We start from the raw sequence: 17,920 nt of genomic DNA, 5'->3' as shown, positions 1-17,920 counted from the left end.
AATCATTGGTGTATGAGGATGTGGATCAAGACGTAACTTGATGCATATATAAGGTTGCTATAGTGTAAGTGAGTATATAATTCAATTATAGTAAACCTTTATAGCAATATAAGAGAGTTTCAACTATTCTTAGTTCCTTGAGGGATAAAATAACACCAGTAAATAGTAATATTCTATTAGTTCTTATCCATAATCACCCTTGTGAGAATTCAAAGGAAAAAACTAACTAGAGGAAAATAAAGTGCGCGGGGACGTATACCAGAAAGAAGTAATAAGTAAATGTGAAGCATTAAGTGCTTGTGGGTTATGGGCGGAAGAGCAAAAACTAGATCCTAGAGGATGGCTCAACAATTTTGAGCCTGAAGATAAAGAAATAGCAACAATATTGCTAGACCATTTTATTTTTTACAGTCAACGATTCACGGATAAATTATTACAGTCAGCATATGACTCGCTGGGTTCAATAACTGATATCACTGATAAAATTAACACGGCTTATTTTACACCTGTGAAAGGAGAAAGTTCTAGTATCACAGATTCTGGATATTATATTGTAAGGAAAGCAAGACAGTTATTAGAAATACCAGATGATTTATTAGTAGATACTAGAAAAGCAATTATACATGCTGAGAATGGCAATATGGTGGTATTTCTTGATGATTTTGTTGGTTCCGGCGACCAGTTCATTAAGATGTGGAAAAACACAGAATTTTATAATGGAGTATCATTTGAAAAAGTAATGGAGAAGAAACCTTTCTGTGCGGTATATGTAACTATAGCAACAACAATTAATGGATTGAAAGAGATTAATAAAAGCGTTAGTGGCGTCCAGGTAATTCCATGTCATGTGTTAGATGATTCAATAAGCATAAAGAGTATAGATCTTAAGGGTTATACTCACTTAGAGTTAGACTTGTTTTTAGATAAATACAGTAGAAGATTGCAGCCAACTGAACATTATATGGCAATAAAAGAACACAAAAAATATGGGTATAAGCGTATAGGTCTGCTGATTGCATTTGAGCACTCTGTGCCAGATGCAACATTACCGATATTTTGGGCGCCTGGTTCTGAGAATTGGGTTCCACTTTTTAAGAGGTCGTAAGATGAAAAAAGAAGTACTTGAGAACCTATTTAACGAAAATAGAGCTGAGTGGGCAGATAAGCATTTTAAAGAAATATTTGTAGAGCCAACTTACTTATCAAAACTACAAAGTATAAGGCCCAGTGTTCTAATCGGAGGCAGGGGTACAGGTAAAACAACTGCTCTAAAATCATTAAGGTTTGATTCGACATATGAGAGATTGGTAGAAAGCAATCAAAGCTTTAGTGACCAGGAATTTCTAGGAATATTAATAAGGATGAATAAAAATAGGGTTCAGGTCTTTCAAGGAAGGGGAGCAACTGAAGAGGAATGGCAGAAATTATTTGCGCATTATTTTAACTTGTTAGCATGTAAAGAGTTAGTGTTATTAACCGCTTTTTTGCAAGATAAAACAGGGAAGCAGCTAGATGAAGAATACATTAATCAAATTTCAATAGATCTTGCAGTTGAAGGCGCTTCTAACTTAACTGAGCTGTCATCTAATATAAATAAAGCAATATCAAGATTACAAATATATGTTAATAATTTGTATAGTGAAAGTTCTTACAAGCCTGCGCTCTCAATAGCGGAATCCCCTCTAAAATTATTTGCTACTTTGTTAAAAGAATCGGGGTTGCTTGGAGAGAAAACAATATTTTGTTGTATAGATGAATATGAGAACGTGCCTGATCAGCACCAAAGTGTTTTAAATACATATATAAAGCATGCTGAGCGACCGTTGTCATATAAAGTGGGCGTTAGAAAAAACGGATTTAGAAATAAACGAACATATGATGGTCAAGATCTTCTAAGAGTGCCTGATGACTATCAAGAAATAGAAATAGTTGATGAAGGATTTGATTACTTTGCTAACGCTGTTGCAAATTTAAGGCTCAAATTTGGAATAAGACAAGGAATTAACTTTCCGCAAAATATTAAAGAGTTTCTTGAAGAGCTAACTTTAGAAGAAGAAGCCGAGCGTTTAGGCGCTGCAAAAATTGCAAAAGACGTTAAAGCTACCATTGATAGCATGGACGACAAGGTAAAAAATTACTTTAAAAGTATGAGCAGTATTAATTTGAGCTTCCTTAAATATTGGAGTGAAAAAACTGATGAGGATATAAAAGAATTGGCTATGGATTGGTACTTAAATGAAGATGTATGGAAAAACAGGCTAAATAATCATGCTTATGCAAGCTTGTTTTGGATATCTAAAGGGAATAAAGGGCAGAGAATAAGGAAGTATTATTGTGGAGAGCGAATCTTTATAACATTATCTTCAGGAAATATTCGGTACTTTCTTGAATTGATAGATAAGGCTCTAAAGTTAGAAATAAAAGATACTCAAATAGGAGAAGGAGAGATTACGCTTTCGCCTAAGTCTCAAACATTAGCTGCAAGAGAAGTTGGCAAAAGAAGATTGAATCAACTTGAGGGCCTGGCAGATAATGGTGTACAACTTAAACGATTAGTGTTAGCAATTGGTAAAGTTTTCTTCGAATTTGCAAGGAACCCACTATCAAAATCACCAGAAACAAATTCATTTATTCTTACAGGAGATGATGTGAGTCTGGAAAGACTGTTGAAGTTGCTAAAAGAAGGTGTTGGACATTTAGCTTTTGAAGAAGAGCCAAGGACAAAAGCTACCACTCCGCATGAAATGAAAGATGAAGAGTTCAGGCTTCATAGAATTTTTACCGGTTATTTTGAAATATCTCACCGAAAGAAAAGAAGAACTACATTTGACGCAAAAACTCTTCTGCAAGTTATTGAAAGCAATCCTGCTCAAGCTATTTCGAAACTGATAAAATCAAGCGATGAGTCTGTAGGAAGCACTCCATTACAAGAGTTGCCTGAACAGCTAGCATTTTTCTCAACATATTATGAGGGTGGCGAGTAAAATGAAGTATCCTGACCCTCGAACTTTAAGGTTAAGTGAAATAAGTAGAGAGAACTTACTCGAAGATGAGGTTGTCATTATTTCTGAAGCTCACAAAGGGCAAGAAGCGAGAGGCGAGGTTCCATTGTGGCAAGAATTGAAGAAAAGTGACCCAGCACGAGTTATCGAAATTGAACGCATTGGACATGAATTGATTTCAGTTAATGTAGAAGGAAAGCCAAAAGAAGAAATAGAGCTAAAAAATATTAACAGAATAAAAGAACTAATTGGTAATAGGAGTGCATTAATAGATATTACAAGCATGAGGCATAATGTTTGGGCACCAATAATAAGGACTGTTAAAAACTTTGGAATCGATTGTCGAGTGTTATATGTTGAGCCAGGAAAATACGCTAAACATCCAAGTCCCTCGTCAGAAACAGTATTTGATTTGACAACAAGCTTTGAAAGCATGGTTCCACTGCCAACTTTTTCAGTTTTAGACGGGCCTAAAGAGGGGCAGGAGGCATTATTTGTTACAATGCTGGGCTTTGAGGGTAGTCGGCCTACAAGGCTACTAATGGAAATAGAGCCTGCGCCAGAAGTTATACCTATTGTTGGGGTGCCGGGGTTTAAAGTGCAATATCCTACTTATACAGTAACTTGTAATAAAAGCATGTTAAAAAAAATCAGCGCTAATAAATTGAGGGCCGCTAGAGCAAGTTGCCCATTTGAAGTGTATGAAATTTTAGTTAGGCTTAGAGAAAGCTATCCAAATCATTATATTTATATAGCACCTGTTGGGACAAAGCCGCATGGTCTAGGGGCAGTATTATTCATGATAGATTATCCTGAATCAGCTGAACTATTATATGATAATCCATTAGGGAAAAGTGGCAGAACCGAGGGAAAAGCTTTATACCACCTATATAAGATTCAGTAAAATGTATACTCGAACAGACCAATATTTCACACCATTACTCGTAGCTAAAGAACTACTTGAACTAGCGGAGTTTCCAATTCCAAGGCATTGTGTTGACCCAACATGCGGATCTGGAAACTTACTAATTGCGGCCTCAACTTTGTACTCAGGAAATATCAAAATTTCTGGAATAGATAGAGATATTAAAATTATAAATTCTCTCAGAAAAGCGAAGCCACATTGGAGATTATCCGTTGCTGATTTATTAAACCCTCAAAGTATGAATAAGACTTCAATATTGAGGAGCAAGGATGATTGTGACTTGTTATTACTAAACCCCCCCTTTAGTCAAGCAAAAGGAAAACATGTACTAGTCAATTTTAAAGGTGTCTCTATAAAATGCAGTACTGCAATGGGATATATACTTAAGAGTTTAGAAATTTTTGAGCCGGAGTACGGAATTTTAGCAATAGTACCTGAATCACTTTTATTTTCAGAAGTTGATGAGGCTTCCAGAGCTGTTTTGGGGAAGTACTATGAGATACAAGTTTTGAAGTGTTTAGAGTCTAAAACATTTCATAGCGCAACTGTTCACACTGTGGCAATAAAACTGGTTAGAAAGACAAAGCTTGAAGAGAGTTTAAGTGGCGAATTCTATTTTTCTTCAGATATGGTGAAAGCGAATGTAGAAATTATAAGGGGTGGGCTCCAAGTACACAGTGTCGAGGAATTTAGCTCTGATACAGGGGCTCAGTTCGTACACACAAAAAATATAAAAGATCTTATTTGTGGTGGGGAATCACAAAAGCAATTCGTTAGCTGTTCTAAGAAAGGGATAATAAAAGGCAGAGCGATCCTGTTACCGAGAGTTGGAATCCCGAAAATGGAGCATATAGAAATTTTAAATTTTGAGCGAGATGTTCATCTATCAGACTGCGTGTTAGCAATTATAAACAATGATAAAGAACAATTAGAAAATGTAAAAAGAATCATAATTTCTAATTGGAGTAGTTTTAAGGAGCAATACAAGGGTACAGGAGCAAAGTATATTACTTTGAGGCGTCTAAGAGATTGGTTCAAAAGAAACAACATTATCGCTTAACTAAACAAAGTATAATTTAAAATCTCTAAATAAATGAGAGTATTGTCTAAATTGTATCTACTATTAACCTGGCGGGTAGCCCATAGGTAGCCCACTGAATAAATTATAGGCAATAAAAAAGGCGTTACATCTGTAACGCCTTGTTTTATATAGAATAATGGTGGCCCGGGGCAGAATTGAACTGCCGACACAAGGATTTTCAATCCTCCGCTCTACCAACTGAGCTACCAGGCCGCAGGACGCGTATTAAACCGATTGAGAGGCTTTAAGTCAAGCCCCTTTCTTAAAATTATTGGCAATTTTATGGGCTTAGCTTTACGGGCCTTTATTTGTCTTCTTCTGGGACGTAGCCTTCGGGCTTTTCGTAGTCTCCACCAAACAGATACATTTCCATTTGTTCGGCCAGATAGGACTGTGCCTGTGGGTCCATCAGGCTGAGTCTTTTTTCATTGATCAGCATGGTTTGATGGTTCAACCATTGGGTCCAAGCTTCCTGGGAAATCTCATTGTATATTTTTTCGCCAAGTTCACCTGGGTATGGTTTGAAGGATAGGCCTTCGGCTTCTTTTTGCAGTTTTTTGCAGAATACGGTGCGTGACATTTCTATCTCCAGTTGTCATCGGTTGAGTGGTTTGCCTGGGAATAAAAAACTTAGGAATCCTCGAGGAGTTTCACCAAGAGTTTGCTGACCGGAGTGGGCAAGCCAATCTCGTTCAGCTGGTTTAGGCTAAACCAGTCTGCTTGTGCGGGCTCCATGATACTCGGATGGGAATTTTTTTCCACTAATGCTTTATCGGCATTTGAACTGAGTAAAAGCGGCTGAACCTGCAAATCGTAGTGACTGAATTTGTGCACAAAGGGATCGAGCTGTTGGATCTGATCAGGGCTCATTTCTTTCTGCTGAACTTCGGGTAGAGCCCAGAGTCCTCCCCAGATGCCACTGGGTGGGCGTTTATGCAGCAGGACTTTTTCTTGTCGTATGTTAATCAGCCAATAGACTGACTTGCTGGGACGCGCTTTCTTGGGCTTTTTGCCGGGATATTGCTCAATGCTGTTGGAGTTATAAGCCAGACAGTGCTTGGATAATGGGCAGTCAGGACAGTCTGGCTTGCTGCGGGTACAGACTATCGCTCCAAGATCCATCATGGCCTGGTTGTAGGCAGCGGTTTCCTGTTGTGGAGTGTTAGTTTCGGCTCGTTGCCACAATGCCTTTAATACTTTGCCGTTGCCTGGCCAGCCTTCAATGGCATAACTGCGAGCCAGCACACGTTTAACGTTGCCATCGAGTATGGCAGTGGGCTGGCCAAAGGCAAAAGAGGCGATGGCACCTGCAGTCGAACGTCCAATGCCGGGCAAGGTTTCAATAGTCTCTGGGTCTTGCGGGAAGACTCCGGAAAATTCAGTCTCGATGATTTGAGCGGCTTTGTGCAGATTGCGCGCGCGGCTGTAATAACCAAGTCCACTCCAGTGTTGCATCACCTGATCATCCGTCGCTTGCGCAAGGTCTGTAACCGTTGGGAAGCTCTCTATAAAACGCTCAAAATAGGGAATGACGGTGGTGACCTGGGTTTGCTGCAGCATGATTTCTGACAGCCAGATTTTGTATGGATCCTGAGTACCTTGCCAGGGAAGGTGCTTGCGACCATGAGCATGGTAATACTCGATGACCTTTGCAGAAAAGTCTGTGGGTGACCAAGGTGTTGTCATGTGTATAGTCGTTAGAACTGATAAAGGATCGGCAGCACAATGGACAGGGTAATCCACATCAGGATAACCAACGGAACACCGACTTTAATGAAATCCGAGAACTTGTAACCGCCAGCACTCATCACCAGCAAATTGGTTTTATAGGCCATCGGAGTGGCGAAGCTCATATTGGCACCAAACAGAACCGCGATTACAAAGGGTTCTGCAGGAAGATTCAGCTGATTGGCAATACTGACCGCAATTGGGGTACCAATAACCGCTGCTGCGTTGTTGGAAACAACATTGGTCAGTAGCGCCAGCAGCAACATCAGGCCGCTTAATAGCAGAGCGGGAGGTGCACCGTAGAGCGACGAAACAAAGGCCTGCGCCAGATATTCAGCAGCGCCGGTTTCAATCATGGCGATACCAAGCGCCAGACTCGAAGCGACAATTAGAATGACCTGCGCACTTAGGGCATGCATGGCTTCGCGCCAGGTCATGCAATGAACAAGAATCATCAGCATAGCACCGCCAAGCGCACTGATGGCAATCGGTAGCGCGCCAATTGCTGCCAATAAAACAACCATGCCCATGATAAAAAGGGCGCGTGGCGCACGGTGAGATTTTGGAAGGTCGGTGGTGGCATCAAGAATCAGGATCTCGCCGCTTTTCTTAAACTCGGCAATATCTTTCTGGCCACCCTGCACCAATAGTACATCGCCAACATGCAAAGTGACCGTGCCCAGTCCTTTATTGTGCATGTCGACAACGCTATCACCACGGTGCAAAGCAATGGCTACAAGGCCATACTGATCAATAAATTCGACATCCTTAAGAGTACGCCCTGCCAGTGGTGAACCTGGGGTAACAACAATTTCTGAAAGCTGCTGGTTTTCGGCGGTTAAGGGGTGATCCTCACTGATCTGCTTACCGCGACGATAAAGTTTGGCCCCTAAAACTTGCTCATATTCTTTCAGGTGTTCCGGAGTATCGATAACGCGTAGTCGATCGCCTGCCTTAACTTTGGCATCGGGCATTGGAACGATAGAAATTTCCTCGCCACGCTGGATGCGCACGACCTTCATCTGGCCATCGGTTTTATTAATGACTTCGGAGAGGGTTTTTCCGTCTGCAAAAGAGCCTTTCTCAATATGAAGTTGAGCTGTGAAAACGCGTGGAGAAGTGTTTTTCATGACCGCGTGACGTTCGGGTAGAATGCGCGGGGCAATCAGCCATAGATAGATGATGGCGACGATTGCTGCAATGCTGGCCGGAACCAGGAAGTCGAACATACCAAAGTCAGGTAAACCAAGATCGGAAGCAACAGAAACAACCAGCAGGTTGGTTGAAGTACCAATGGTGGTTGCCATACCGCCAATGATGGTGGCAAAACCCATAGGCATCAATAGTGCTGAAGGGCTAGTTTTGGTGCGGATCGCAACGCTCACCAGAATGGGTAATAGCAACACCACGATGGGGGTGTTATTAACGAATGCGCTCAATGCGCCAGCAATCAATAAAGTCAGTAATAAGGAAAAGAGTGGTGCAGATTTCCAGATTGAGCCAAGAAATCGTCCGATAGGCTCTAATGCTCCGGTCCGCACCAGGCCCTGCCCACAAATCATCAGGGCGCAGACAGCAACCAGTGCTTCATGGCCAAAGCCACTGAAGAACTGCATTGGCTCAAGGCGGCCATTGAAATTATGAAACGGAGCAAAGCTAAAGCCAATGGTCAGGGCTAGCAATACGATTACGCAGGAAGTTTCGAGCGGAATATCATCACGACGAAACAGGTACAACGCAAAAACCGTCAGTAACAGCACAAAAAGAGCGTGATTGTTGGGCAAATCAGGAAACGGCATTCCTTAGTTCCACTCCTACTCTATGTCATTGTTTTTATGCCGGGTCGAACTGCTCACCTTACTGATTTAGGCCTATTTTCGCAATCCTTTTTGTCAGGCCAAAGCTAATGATGCAAAACTGAACAAAGAGTGTGCTAAAATCGCGCCAATTACGGCAAGTCGAGACAAATCAGTGAGTTCCGAAGAAACAAAAGGCGAAAAAAGAATCCGCAAAATTCGCAGTTATGTATTGCGAGAAGGGCGTTTAACCAAAGGACAACAGCGCGCATTGGAAGAACATTTTCCAAGCATGGGGCTTGAGTTTCAGGAGCAGCCTTATGATTTTGAAGCCATCTTTGGGCGCAAGGCGCCAGTAGTGCTGGAAATTGGTTTCGGAATGGGTAAATCACTCGCCGAACAGGCTTCAGTAGAACGTGATAAAGATTTCATCGGAATCGAAGTGCATAAACCTGGTGTTGGCGCCTGTCTGGTGTTGGCTGAAGAGTATGATTTAACCAATCTGCGCGTGATCAATCACGATGCGGTAGAAATCATCGACAAATGCATTCCCGACAACAGTCTCGACCGCATTCAGATTTTCTTTCCAGATCCCTGGCACAAAAAGAAACACCACAAGCGTCGAATAGTACAAACCGAGTTCTGCCAAAAGCTGCATAAAAAATTGGTTAGAGGCGGTGTTCTTCATCTGGCAACGGACTGGGAAAACTACGCCGAGCATATGCTGGAAGTGCTAAATCCAATGTCAGAGTTCGAAAACCTGTCTGAAACCGGGGATTATGTACCCAAGCCTGATTCGCGCCCTTTGACTAAGTTTGAAGCGCGGGGGCAAAGGTTGGGACATGGGGTTTGGGATCTGATGTTTTCAGCTAAATAATTGTCTATTTTGCCGATAACTTTGTTATTTCATGATCTCAAAATCGTCATTACCCATTGTGGTAACTCCTCTTTTTCAATCATGAAATGCCGCGTTCTCGGCAAAATATCCTAATTATTTAAAGGGGCTCCAACTGCGCGACTGAAGCTTGCAAGCCTTGAACTTCTAACGAATCTTTCGGCTGAAAATAGAGCAACACTTTGTTATTTCATGATCTCAAAATCGTCATTACCCATTGTGGTAACTCCTCTTTTTCAATCATGAAATGCCACGTTCTCGGCAAAATATCCTAATTATTTTCGAACTTGGTTGCAGAAAGAGTGAACTGATGAAAGGTAAGGTCTTACATAATGCCGTCTTTCTTAAGGCTGCCTTGCGATGATGGTTTTGCCATCATCTGTGGTAAGAATTAATGCGCCGAAGCCATCAATATCATAACGGTTGACTTTAACTAATAAATCCAGGAATTTCCGTTCCTGCATCATGATGGCTGGTGGGCATGCTTTCAGTGTTCCAACTGGTGGCGTAAACATTAGGCTTTCACCAGTAATCTCATAACTTGAATTGTAACTATTACAGGATGATGTTCCAAAGATCTTACCTTCACGATTGAAATTGATAGTTACCTTTGAACTATCAATAATGCCTTCATTGGCAATATCCTCAACGAACCATTCAATCCCTACCAGAAGATCCAGTGGGTCACCGCCACAGCCTTGAAGTGTCTCGCCATCGAGCTCAAGAGTGATCCAGGCTGGAAAAGGGCGCCCAGTCATACTGTCGTAGCAAAGCTTTTTATGAACGGTAAGTGTGGCGCTGTGATCGTCATTTTTGGTGTGGAACTGGTAACCGCCCAATATCTGCTTTACTTGAGGTGTGGGTAAAGAGATGGTGTTTTGGCCATAATCTGTGGTCAATTCAAGTTGTTCTGCAGACATTCTGAGCATCCATCCTGGCTCATTACCTATGGCGGTAAATGGCAACTCAATACTATTACGACTGGCTGTTGCTTGCTGTACAGTAACTTTTTCGCAGTTGCTGTATCGTTGTCCATTAATCTCTAAGCTGGCACTGTCACCTTTTTGCCAGAAAGTCACTGTCTCGTTCTGACTGATATATCGACTGCCTGAGGCGCTGTCGGTTTGGCTGAGCTGGTAGCTTTTATCTTCGATGGTGAGAGTTAGTTTGTCGGCTACTAAATCAGTTTTAACCAGCAGATGGGAGCAAATGTAGTTAGATGATTTCTTATCGGTGGTCACACGAATGCTGTTCTGATTAACAGCCTGTTCAGTGTTGTTGGTTGGGGAGTCGCAGCCTGCAATTGAAAATAAACAGAGCAGACTAATAGCGGTAATTTTATTGAAATCCATTACGAGTATCCTTTTTGTATTTTTTTACTATATGGTGGCTTATAAGTTTTAGTCCAGCGATTTTATATTAATTTGATTCTCTTGTGCGGTATTAGTTTGTGAAGAAATGTCCATTTCATCTATAAAACGCTGCAATAACTCGTTGAGAAACAGACTGCCTTTTTCTGTTGGAGCAATGGCGTTGTTACTGTTTAACAAAAGACCGTCTTTGATTGCCTGACTTAACATAGGCTGGATGGAATTGATCGGTAACCCTGTTCTCTGCTCAAAATAGGCGCTTGGAACTCCTTCCAGTAGGCGTAACGCATTAAGCATGAATTCAAAAGGAAGTTCATGGGGTGAAATAGCATTGCTTGTACGAATTTCTGCTACTGATTTTTGCAAATAATCTTTGGGGTGACGACTTTTGGTGGTGCGCTCAACCTGGTTGAGATCAAGTCGCGTGATTTTGCCATGCGCGCCTGCGCCAATTCCCAGATAATCTCCAAACTGCCAATAGTTGAGGTTATGCTGCGAACGATATTCTGGTGAGCGGGAATAGGCTGATATTTCGTATTGGTGATAACCATGCTGTTGTAGCAGTAACTGGCCTTGTTCCTGAATAGTCCACAGGGTTTCATCAACTGGTAATGTAGGTGGTTGCTGATAAAATAAAGTGTTTGGCTCAATGGTGAGCTGATACCAGGAAATATGCTGCGGATTGAGATCGATTGCGGTTTTTAAATCGGAAAGTGCCTGGTCTGTAGTCTGATCAGGCAGCCCATGCATCAAATCAAGGTTAAAGGAGCGAAAACCGGCCTGATGGGCAAACTCAGCGGCGGCAATAGCTTGTTCAGGGTTATGGACACGACCCAATCGTTCGAGATGCTTTGCATTGAAGCTCTGTACGCCTATCGAGAGTCGATTAATACCGGCCTGACGAAAACCGGCAAATCGCTCTGCTTCAAAAGTCCCTGGATTGGCTTCCATGGTAATTTCAATATCGCCTTCGAATGGCAGGCGAGCTCGCACCCCACTAATCAGGCGATCCATTCCTTCTGCAGAAAATAGACTGGGCGTGCCGCCGCCAATAAAGATGCTATGCAGTCTTCGCCCCCAGACAAAAGGCAATTCTTGCTCCAAATCGAGTAGCAACTTGTCGATATAGGCCTGTTCAGGAATGTCGTCCAGCCCACCCAGTTGTTTAATACCATGCGAGTTAAAATCGCAATAGGGGCATTTCTTGATACACCAGGGAATATGGATGTATAGGGATAAGGGTGGGGTGGTCAACAATGACATGATGGTTATAGGTTCTTGGCGGTGCGCATTGCAGACAATTGTTCCATCAGTATGCGTAGCGCTTTGCCGCGATGGCTGATGGCCGCTTTTTGTTCGGGGCTCAGTAACGCAGCCGAGCATTGATGCTCGGGATTCCAGAACAATGGATCATAGCCAAAACCACCATTACCTTCTTCAGCTTCAAGAATGCGGCCTTCCCAGCTGCCCTGACAAATAATCGGAGTAGGGTCTTCGGCATGCTCCATAAATACCAGGATGCATTGGTAGCGGGCTTGACGTTGTGCGGTCGGTACGCCCTTGAGTTTCTCAAGCAATAAATCATTATTGGCCTGGTCATCAGCGTTGCCCTGGTGCTCGGGATCGTCAAGGGCTGCAAATCGCGCTGAATAGATGCCGGGCATACCTTTGAGGTAATCCACCTCAATTCCAGAGTCATCGGCAATGGCCGGCAAACCAGTCACCTTTGCTGCATGACGCGCTTTTATAATGGCGTTTTCAACAAAGGTGGTGCCGGTTTCGGGAACCTCTGACACATTGAGTTCAGTTTGCGGAATAATCTGATAGTCAAAGCTGGCAAGAAGCTCGCTGAGTTCTTTAACTTTTTTAGCATTACCGGATGCCAGTACAATTTTTTGCATGGAAAAATCTGATTGAGCGTGAGATAAGGGATTATAGCTTAAAAAAGCCACGCCACTTAACTAAATGCAGATTGGATTTAGAAAAGTAGCGCAGGATATCTAGTGAACTAGAAATTATTCAGCAAAGAATTTCTGTTTGAAACTGATGGTTTCCGGACGTTCCATTCCAGGAACCTTAACTGTGAACTCAATGCTGGTATCTTCTTCAGGTCTAAACTGGAAGTCAGCAATATAGTAAATAGCCTTTTCTTCCTTTATTTCCTTGAACGCCAGGTTTTTGAATTGCGACAGACTATTGGTTACCTTGCCCTGAATGTTGGCAGGAACTGCAGGTTGCTGAGTGGGTTCGCCAGCTTTATGAACCGACACATTCAAAATGGCAGTTAAACCGCTACGAGGTATTTTATAAGTACTGGCAACGTCGGGTTGCAAAAAGGAACTGTTGAATGCGTTGTAGTAGATAATGTAATCACCGACTTTCTTTTCTGCAGCCGTGGCAGTATTAGCGAGCAGGAAAACTGCGCCAACAAGTGACAACATAAGACTTTTGATTGTGGTGTACATATGACCTCCAATATTCCCTGGATGATTAGGCTTTCAATTCAGAAAACTGTCAAAGTATTAGTGTAATACAATAACACGGAGGAATCATTGAAGAGTAGCCCGAATACCGTAGAAATATCCGGGCATGTAATGCCGAGTGGGATTGATTACTGGCTGAGCAGGCTGACCCCAAAGTTATAAAGAGCACTTTGCAGGAAAAATAGGCCCAGCAAGACGATCATTGGTGATAGATCGATGGTTCCGCCAAGTGGTGGAATAATCTTTTGAATCGGGCGTAGTATTGGACGAGTAACCTGAACCAGAAAGATTAGCCCTGGATTGTAACGACCGCCACTCACAAAGCTGGCGATCATCAGGCCGATAAATAGAATCAGCAGCAAATTAGAAATCACCATAAACAGCCCGGAAATAGGGCCTAATCCCACCAAAACAAGGAATAGCATTACTGGTGTTGTGAGCATTGAAGCATCAGCCTGTGACAGGAAATAGTACTTAAAGGCAAAAATTTTGCCGGTCAACAGAGCTAATGCGAAAACAAAGGCTGCCAAATTAAACTTGCCGATATCCGGTAAAACGGAACGCAGTGGATTGATTACCGGTGCTGTAAATTTATGAATAAATTGCGCAATGGGATTAAAGAAATCAGCGCTACCAAGCTGCAACAAAACGCGCAACAGGAAGACCATGGCGAACAGGTTGATCACATACTCAATGATGGTAAATACAGGATTCATGCGTCAGAGATCTCGGTTAGGGTCAATTATTATCAGGTTTGCTGGCAATTTCAGCCAGTTCTTTGCCACGTACCACGGAAGCTTTGATGGCTTTGGCTATCAATTCGGGAAGTCCACCATCATTTAATACATCAAGCGCCGCAGCAGTGGTACCCCCTGGAGAAGTAACATTGCGGCGTAATTGGCTGATTTCAAGTTCCGCATTGTCCTGAACCATGCGTGCTGCACCAAGCGCCGTCTGCGCTGCCAGTTGGCGAGCGGTTGCTTCGGGAAGACCTTGTTCAATAGCCGCTGATACTACTGACTCCATATACAGGAAGTAGTGGGCAGGGCCACTACCGGAAACGGCTGTCACTAGATCCATCTGGGATTCATCATTGACCCAGACACTTAAGCCCACTGCGTCAAAAATCGCCGTTGCAGCAGCTTTTTGCTGCTCGCTGGTATGTTGATTGGCGAAAAGACCTGTCGCGCCCGCACCAATCAAAGAAGGTGTATTTGGCATCGAACGTATGACAGCCAATGATTTACCCAATAACTCCTCAATTGTCTGACAGGCAACGCCAGCGGCTACAGAGATAACACAGCAATTTAAATCCAGCGCCTGCAAAGGCTTACAGGCCAGGCCCATTTTCTGGGGCTTTACTGAAAGTAATAGGTAGTCAACATTCTCAGCGACATAGGCATTGTCATTGCTGGTATTCAGATCAGGATAGCGTTCCAACAATGCGTCGAGTTTGCCCTGACTGGGGTTACTGACATAAATTTGTTTAGCGGGCAGGCCTGACTGAATCAGTCCTCCCAGAATACTGGCGGCCATATTGCCGGCACCGATAAAACCAATTTTTGCGTTTGCTATTGCTTGAATTGCGTCAGACATGAGTACCTTTATGTGTTAAGTCAATGTGAGCTCAGGCCCAGGTGATAAGTAGAACGGCCTGACCAAAAGAGCGCATAGCATAACAAAGCCAGACCTGACTGGCTATTTTGCGGGCCTGCAACAGGGATCAGTTACGTTCCCCAAAAATAGCGGTTCCAAGCCTTATCATGGTGCTTCCTGCCAGGATTGCCTGCTCAAAGTCGCCCGACATGCCCATCGACAGGGTGTCTATCTGCGGGTATAGATTTTGTAACTCCTGAAATAGCTGATGGATTTGCTCAAACTGTTGGAATTGAACTTGTGGATCGGTCTGTTTAGGAGGAATGGCCATAAGCCCGCGTAGACGCAGGTTTGGTAGCTGCATGATGGCTTCGGCCAGTTGTTTGCAGGATTCAGCATCAACCCCAGCTTTCTGGTCTTCGCCAAACAGGTTTACCTGAATCAGGACATTGAGAGGAGACTGATTCTCAGCTCGGTGCTCATTCAGTTTATTCGCGACTTTGAGACGATCAACGCTTTGTACCCAGTCAAAATGTTGCGCAATGTCTTTACACTTGCGGCTCTGAATAGCACCGATCATATGCCAATTTATGTCAAGATCTGACAGCTCGGAGATTTTATCGAGTGCTTCCTGGACCTGATTCTCACCAAAATCATGTTGGCCAGCATTAAAAGCCTCTTTGATGCTTTCAGCAGAATGTCTTTTACTAACAGCGATTAATTGCACATTGTGTTTAAAAATCCGTCGCTTAGCGCAGGTTTTTACGATTTGTAGTTGCAGATCTGCAAGATGAGAGGCTATCCTAGACATATTATTAAAACGCAATTATCAGGTGTGGGGTCTAACATATGGATATTACAGAGCTTTTAGCTTTCAGTGTAAAGAATAATGCATCGGATTTGCATATTTCAGCGGGCATGCCGCCGCTTATTCGTGTTGATGGCGATATTCGACGAATCAATGTGCCGCCATTGGAAGACAAGGAAGTACACTCGTTAATCTACGATATCATGAACGACAAGCAGCGAAAGGATTATGAAGAATTCCTTGAAGCTGACTTCTCATTCGAACTTAAAGATTTAGCCCGTTTCCGTGTTAATGCTTTCGTGCAAAACCGCGGACGAGCTGCCGTATTTCGTACCATTCCATCTCGTGTATTAACACTTGAAGAGTTGAATGCACCAAAAATTTTCCAGGATATTTCATTAGAACCTCGCGGACTGGTGTTGGTTACGGGGCCTACGGGTTCAGGTAAATCAACCACCTTGGCAGGGATGATCGATTATGTGAATGAAAACAAGCATGATCACATTCTAACCATTGAGGATCCGATCGAGTTCGTTCACGAAAGTAAAAAGTGTCTGGTAAACCAACGTGAGGTGCACCGTGATACTCACAGCTTCTCTAACGCACTTCGTTCAGCGCTTCGTGAAGACCCTGATATCATTCTGGTTGGTGAGATGCGTGACCTTGAAACCATTCGCTTAGCGTTAACTGCGGCAGAAACCGGTCACCTGGTATTTGGTACCCTGCATACAACCTCTGCGGCAAAAACCATTGACCGTGTGATTGACGTTTTCCCTGCTGGAGAAAAAGCAATGGTGCGCTCAATGTTGTCAGAGTCACTGCAAGCAGTTATCGCACAGACCCTGTTGAAGAAAAATGGTGGCGGTCGTGTAGCAGCCCATGAAATTCTGGTTGGTACGCCAGCTATTCGTAACCTCATTCGTGAAGATAAAGTTGCACAGATGTACTCAGCAATGCAGACCGGTTTATCGCTGGGCATGCAGACGCTTGATCACAGTTTGAAGCAGTTGGTCAGCAAAGGTGTTGTGTCACGCACAGATGCTCGAATGAAAGCCAAGAACAAAGAAGAGTTCTAGGAGTCGCTAATGGATATCAATCCACTTTTAAAAGCCTTGATGGAACACAAGGGCTCGGACTTATTTATTACAGTACATCGTCCGCCTTGTATTAAAATTAACGGACAGATTCGTCCTGTTACCAAAAGCATGCTAACGCCAGCTCAGGTAGAAGCACTAATTCATTCTTCAATGACCGAAAAGCAGATGAAGGAATTTGAAGAGAAGAAAGAATGCCAATATGCGATCAGTGTTGAGAATATTGGGCGTTTCCGTGCCAGTGCTTTCTATCAGCGTAACCAGCCAGGTCTGGTTGTTCGTCGAATTGAAACTAAAATCCCGACTACCGAAGATTTGAAAATCCCTAACATCCTCAATGAACTAGCGATGAAAAAACGTGGGATTATTATTTTCGTAGGTGCAACCGGTACCGGTAAATCAACCTCACTGGCAGCCATGATCGGTTATCGAAATCGCAATTCAGCGGGTCACATTATCAGCATTGAGGATCCGATTGAGTATGTTCATCGTCATGACAAATGCATCATTACCCAACGTGAGGTTGGGATTGATACAGAATCATTCGAAACAGCCCTGAAAAATACCTTACGTCAGGCGCCTGATGTGATTCTGATTGGTGAGGTGCGGAGTAAAGAAACGATGTCGAATGCGATTACTTTCGCTGAGACGGGTCACTTGTGTTTATGTACCTTGCACGCTAACAACGCGAACCAGGCAATTGACCGTATTCTGCATTTCTTCCCGAAAGAAGAGCACTCCAGGGTTTTGATGGATTTATCATTGAATACTCGAGCTATTATCGCGCAACAGCTGGTGCCAACTAAAGATGGTAAAGGTCGTCGTGCAGCTATTGAAATTCTTATTAATACTCCTTTGATTTCAGATCATATTCGTAAAGGTGAGGTTCACCTGTTGAAAGAGTTAATGGCTCGCTCCAGAGAGCTGGGCATGCAGACTTTTGACCAGGCATTGTTTGATCTCTATGTTGAAGGTGAAATCAGCTATGAAGATGCTCTATTGTATGCTGATTCTGCAAATGACCTACGTCTGAAAATCAAGCTGCATGAGAAAGATGCAGATTCACTGACAGAAAGTACCGATGGATTGGAGGTTGAGATGGATGATGACCGAAGCAATCGTATGTTCTAAGCATTAGTAAT

At 43.1% G+C, this 17,920-nt stretch carries 17 protein-coding genes and 1 tRNA gene; 7 read left to right on the top strand and 11 right to left on the bottom strand.

Annotated elements, in window-relative coordinates:
• The first annotated feature begins 241 nt into the window (after positions 1-241).
• Genes B158_RS0101060 through B158_RS0101045 form a run of 4 tightly spaced genes read left to right on the top strand, consistent with a single transcriptional unit; the run spans position 242 to position 4,987 of the window.
• Positions 242-1,105: a phosphoribosyltransferase-like protein gene (locus B158_RS0101060; protein ID WP_018623467.1), complete on the top strand. Its 864-nt coding sequence runs from the start codon at positions 242-244 to the stop codon at positions 1,103-1,105.
• Position 1,106: 1 nt separating this feature from the next.
• Positions 1,107-2,984 (top strand): ORC-CDC6 family AAA ATPase, encoded by a 1,878-nt coding sequence (locus B158_RS0101055; protein WP_018623466.1) that lies wholly within the window; start codon positions 1,107-1,109, stop codon positions 2,982-2,984.
• A gap of 1 nt (position 2,985) precedes the next feature.
• A complete protein-coding gene (locus B158_RS0101050; protein WP_018623465.1) occupies positions 2,986-3,906 on the top strand; it encodes a hypothetical protein in 921 nt (306 codons plus the stop codon).
• Position 3,907: 1 nt separating this feature from the next.
• Positions 3,908-4,987 carry an N-6 DNA methylase gene (locus tag B158_RS0101045; protein ID WP_018623464.1) on the top strand — a complete coding sequence of 360 codons (1,080 nt, stop codon included), beginning with the start codon at positions 3,908-3,910 and terminating at the stop codon, positions 4,985-4,987.
• Between the two features lie 158 nt (positions 4,988-5,145).
• On the opposite strand, the gene B158_RS0101040 is transcribed toward B158_RS0101045, so the two are convergent.
• The 4 genes from B158_RS0101040 to B158_RS0101025 all read right to left on the bottom strand — a co-directional run bounded on the left by B158_RS0101040 (position 5,146) and on the right by B158_RS0101025 (position 8,535).
• A tRNA-Phe gene (locus B158_RS0101040) sits at positions 5,146-5,221 on the bottom strand.
• A gap of 91 nt (positions 5,222-5,312) precedes the next feature.
• Positions 5,313-5,588, bottom strand: a complete 276-nt coding sequence (locus tag B158_RS0101035; RefSeq protein ID WP_018623463.1) for an oxidative damage protection protein — start codon at positions 5,586-5,588, stop codon at positions 5,313-5,315.
• A gap of 50 nt (positions 5,589-5,638) precedes the next feature.
• Positions 5,639-6,694 (bottom strand): A/G-specific adenine glycosylase, encoded by a 1,056-nt coding sequence (gene mutY, locus B158_RS0101030; RefSeq protein WP_018623462.1) that lies wholly within the window; start codon positions 6,692-6,694, stop codon positions 5,639-5,641.
• Positions 6,695-6,705: 11 nt separating this feature from the next.
• Positions 6,706-8,535, bottom strand: a complete 1,830-nt coding sequence (locus B158_RS0101025; RefSeq protein WP_018623461.1) for an SLC13 family permease — start codon at positions 8,533-8,535, stop codon at positions 6,706-6,708.
• Between the two features lie 172 nt (positions 8,536-8,707).
• On the opposite strand from B158_RS0101025, the gene trmB reads away from it, so the two are divergent.
• The gene (gene trmB, locus B158_RS0101020) at positions 8,708-9,409 is read left to right on the top strand and encodes a tRNA (guanosine(46)-N7)-methyltransferase TrmB (RefSeq protein ID WP_018623460.1); all 702 of its coding nucleotides are present in this window, start codon (positions 8,708-8,710) and stop codon (positions 9,407-9,409) included.
• A gap of 362 nt (positions 9,410-9,771) precedes the next feature.
• Here trmB and B158_RS12810 read toward each other — a convergent pair whose 3' ends face one another.
• The 7 genes from B158_RS12810 to B158_RS0100985 form a co-directional block, all read right to left on the bottom strand.
• The gene (locus B158_RS12810; RefSeq protein WP_018623459.1) at positions 9,772-10,779 is read right to left on the bottom strand and encodes an META domain-containing protein; all 1,008 of its coding nucleotides are present in this window, start codon (positions 10,777-10,779) and stop codon (positions 9,772-9,774) included.
• Between the two features lie 48 nt (positions 10,780-10,827).
• On the bottom strand, positions 10,828-12,060 hold the full coding sequence (gene hemW, locus B158_RS12805) for a radical SAM family heme chaperone HemW (RefSeq protein ID WP_018623458.1): 1,233 nt from the start codon (positions 12,058-12,060) through the stop codon (positions 10,828-10,830).
• Positions 12,061-12,065: 5 nt separating this feature from the next.
• Complete coding sequence (gene rdgB, locus B158_RS0101005) at positions 12,066-12,698, bottom strand: RdgB/HAM1 family non-canonical purine NTP pyrophosphatase (RefSeq protein ID WP_018623457.1); 633 nt, start codon at positions 12,696-12,698, stop codon at positions 12,066-12,068.
• A gap of 114 nt (positions 12,699-12,812) precedes the next feature.
• Entirely contained in the window at positions 12,813-13,262 is a 450-nt protein-coding gene (locus tag B158_RS0101000; protein WP_018623456.1) for a DUF4426 domain-containing protein, read from the bottom strand.
• Positions 13,263-13,408: 146 nt separating this feature from the next.
• Positions 13,409-13,996, bottom strand: a complete 588-nt coding sequence (locus B158_RS0100995; RefSeq protein ID WP_018623455.1) for a YggT family protein — start codon at positions 13,994-13,996, stop codon at positions 13,409-13,411.
• Positions 13,997-14,018: 22 nt separating this feature from the next.
• Positions 14,019-14,876 (bottom strand): pyrroline-5-carboxylate reductase, encoded by an 858-nt coding sequence (gene proC / locus B158_RS0100990; protein ID WP_018623454.1) that lies wholly within the window; start codon positions 14,874-14,876, stop codon positions 14,019-14,021.
• Positions 14,877-15,003: 127 nt separating this feature from the next.
• Entirely contained in the window at positions 15,004-15,687 is a 684-nt protein-coding gene (locus tag B158_RS0100985; protein ID WP_026309171.1) for a YggS family pyridoxal phosphate-dependent enzyme, read from the bottom strand.
• Between the two features lie 38 nt (positions 15,688-15,725).
• Between B158_RS0100985 and B158_RS0100980 the strand changes: the two genes are divergently transcribed.
• Both B158_RS0100980 and B158_RS0100975 read left to right on the top strand, forming a co-directional pair.
• Positions 15,726-16,760: a type IV pilus twitching motility protein PilT gene (locus B158_RS0100980; RefSeq protein ID WP_018623452.1), complete on the top strand. Its 1,035-nt coding sequence runs from the start codon at positions 15,726-15,728 to the stop codon at positions 16,758-16,760.
• Positions 16,761-16,769: 9 nt separating this feature from the next.
• Positions 16,770-17,909, top strand: a complete 1,140-nt coding sequence (locus B158_RS0100975; protein WP_018623451.1) for a PilT/PilU family type 4a pilus ATPase — start codon at positions 16,770-16,772, stop codon at positions 17,907-17,909.
• Positions 17,910-17,920: the final 11 nt, after the last annotated feature.

Source organism: Kangiella aquimarina DSM 16071 (assembly GCF_000374105.1).
GTDB classification, from domain to species: Bacteria; Pseudomonadota; Gammaproteobacteria; order Enterobacterales; family Kangiellaceae; genus Kangiella; species Kangiella aquimarina.
The sequence above is the reverse complement of the archived record's forward strand: the minus strand, read 5'-3'. Positions and strand labels throughout refer to the sequence as shown.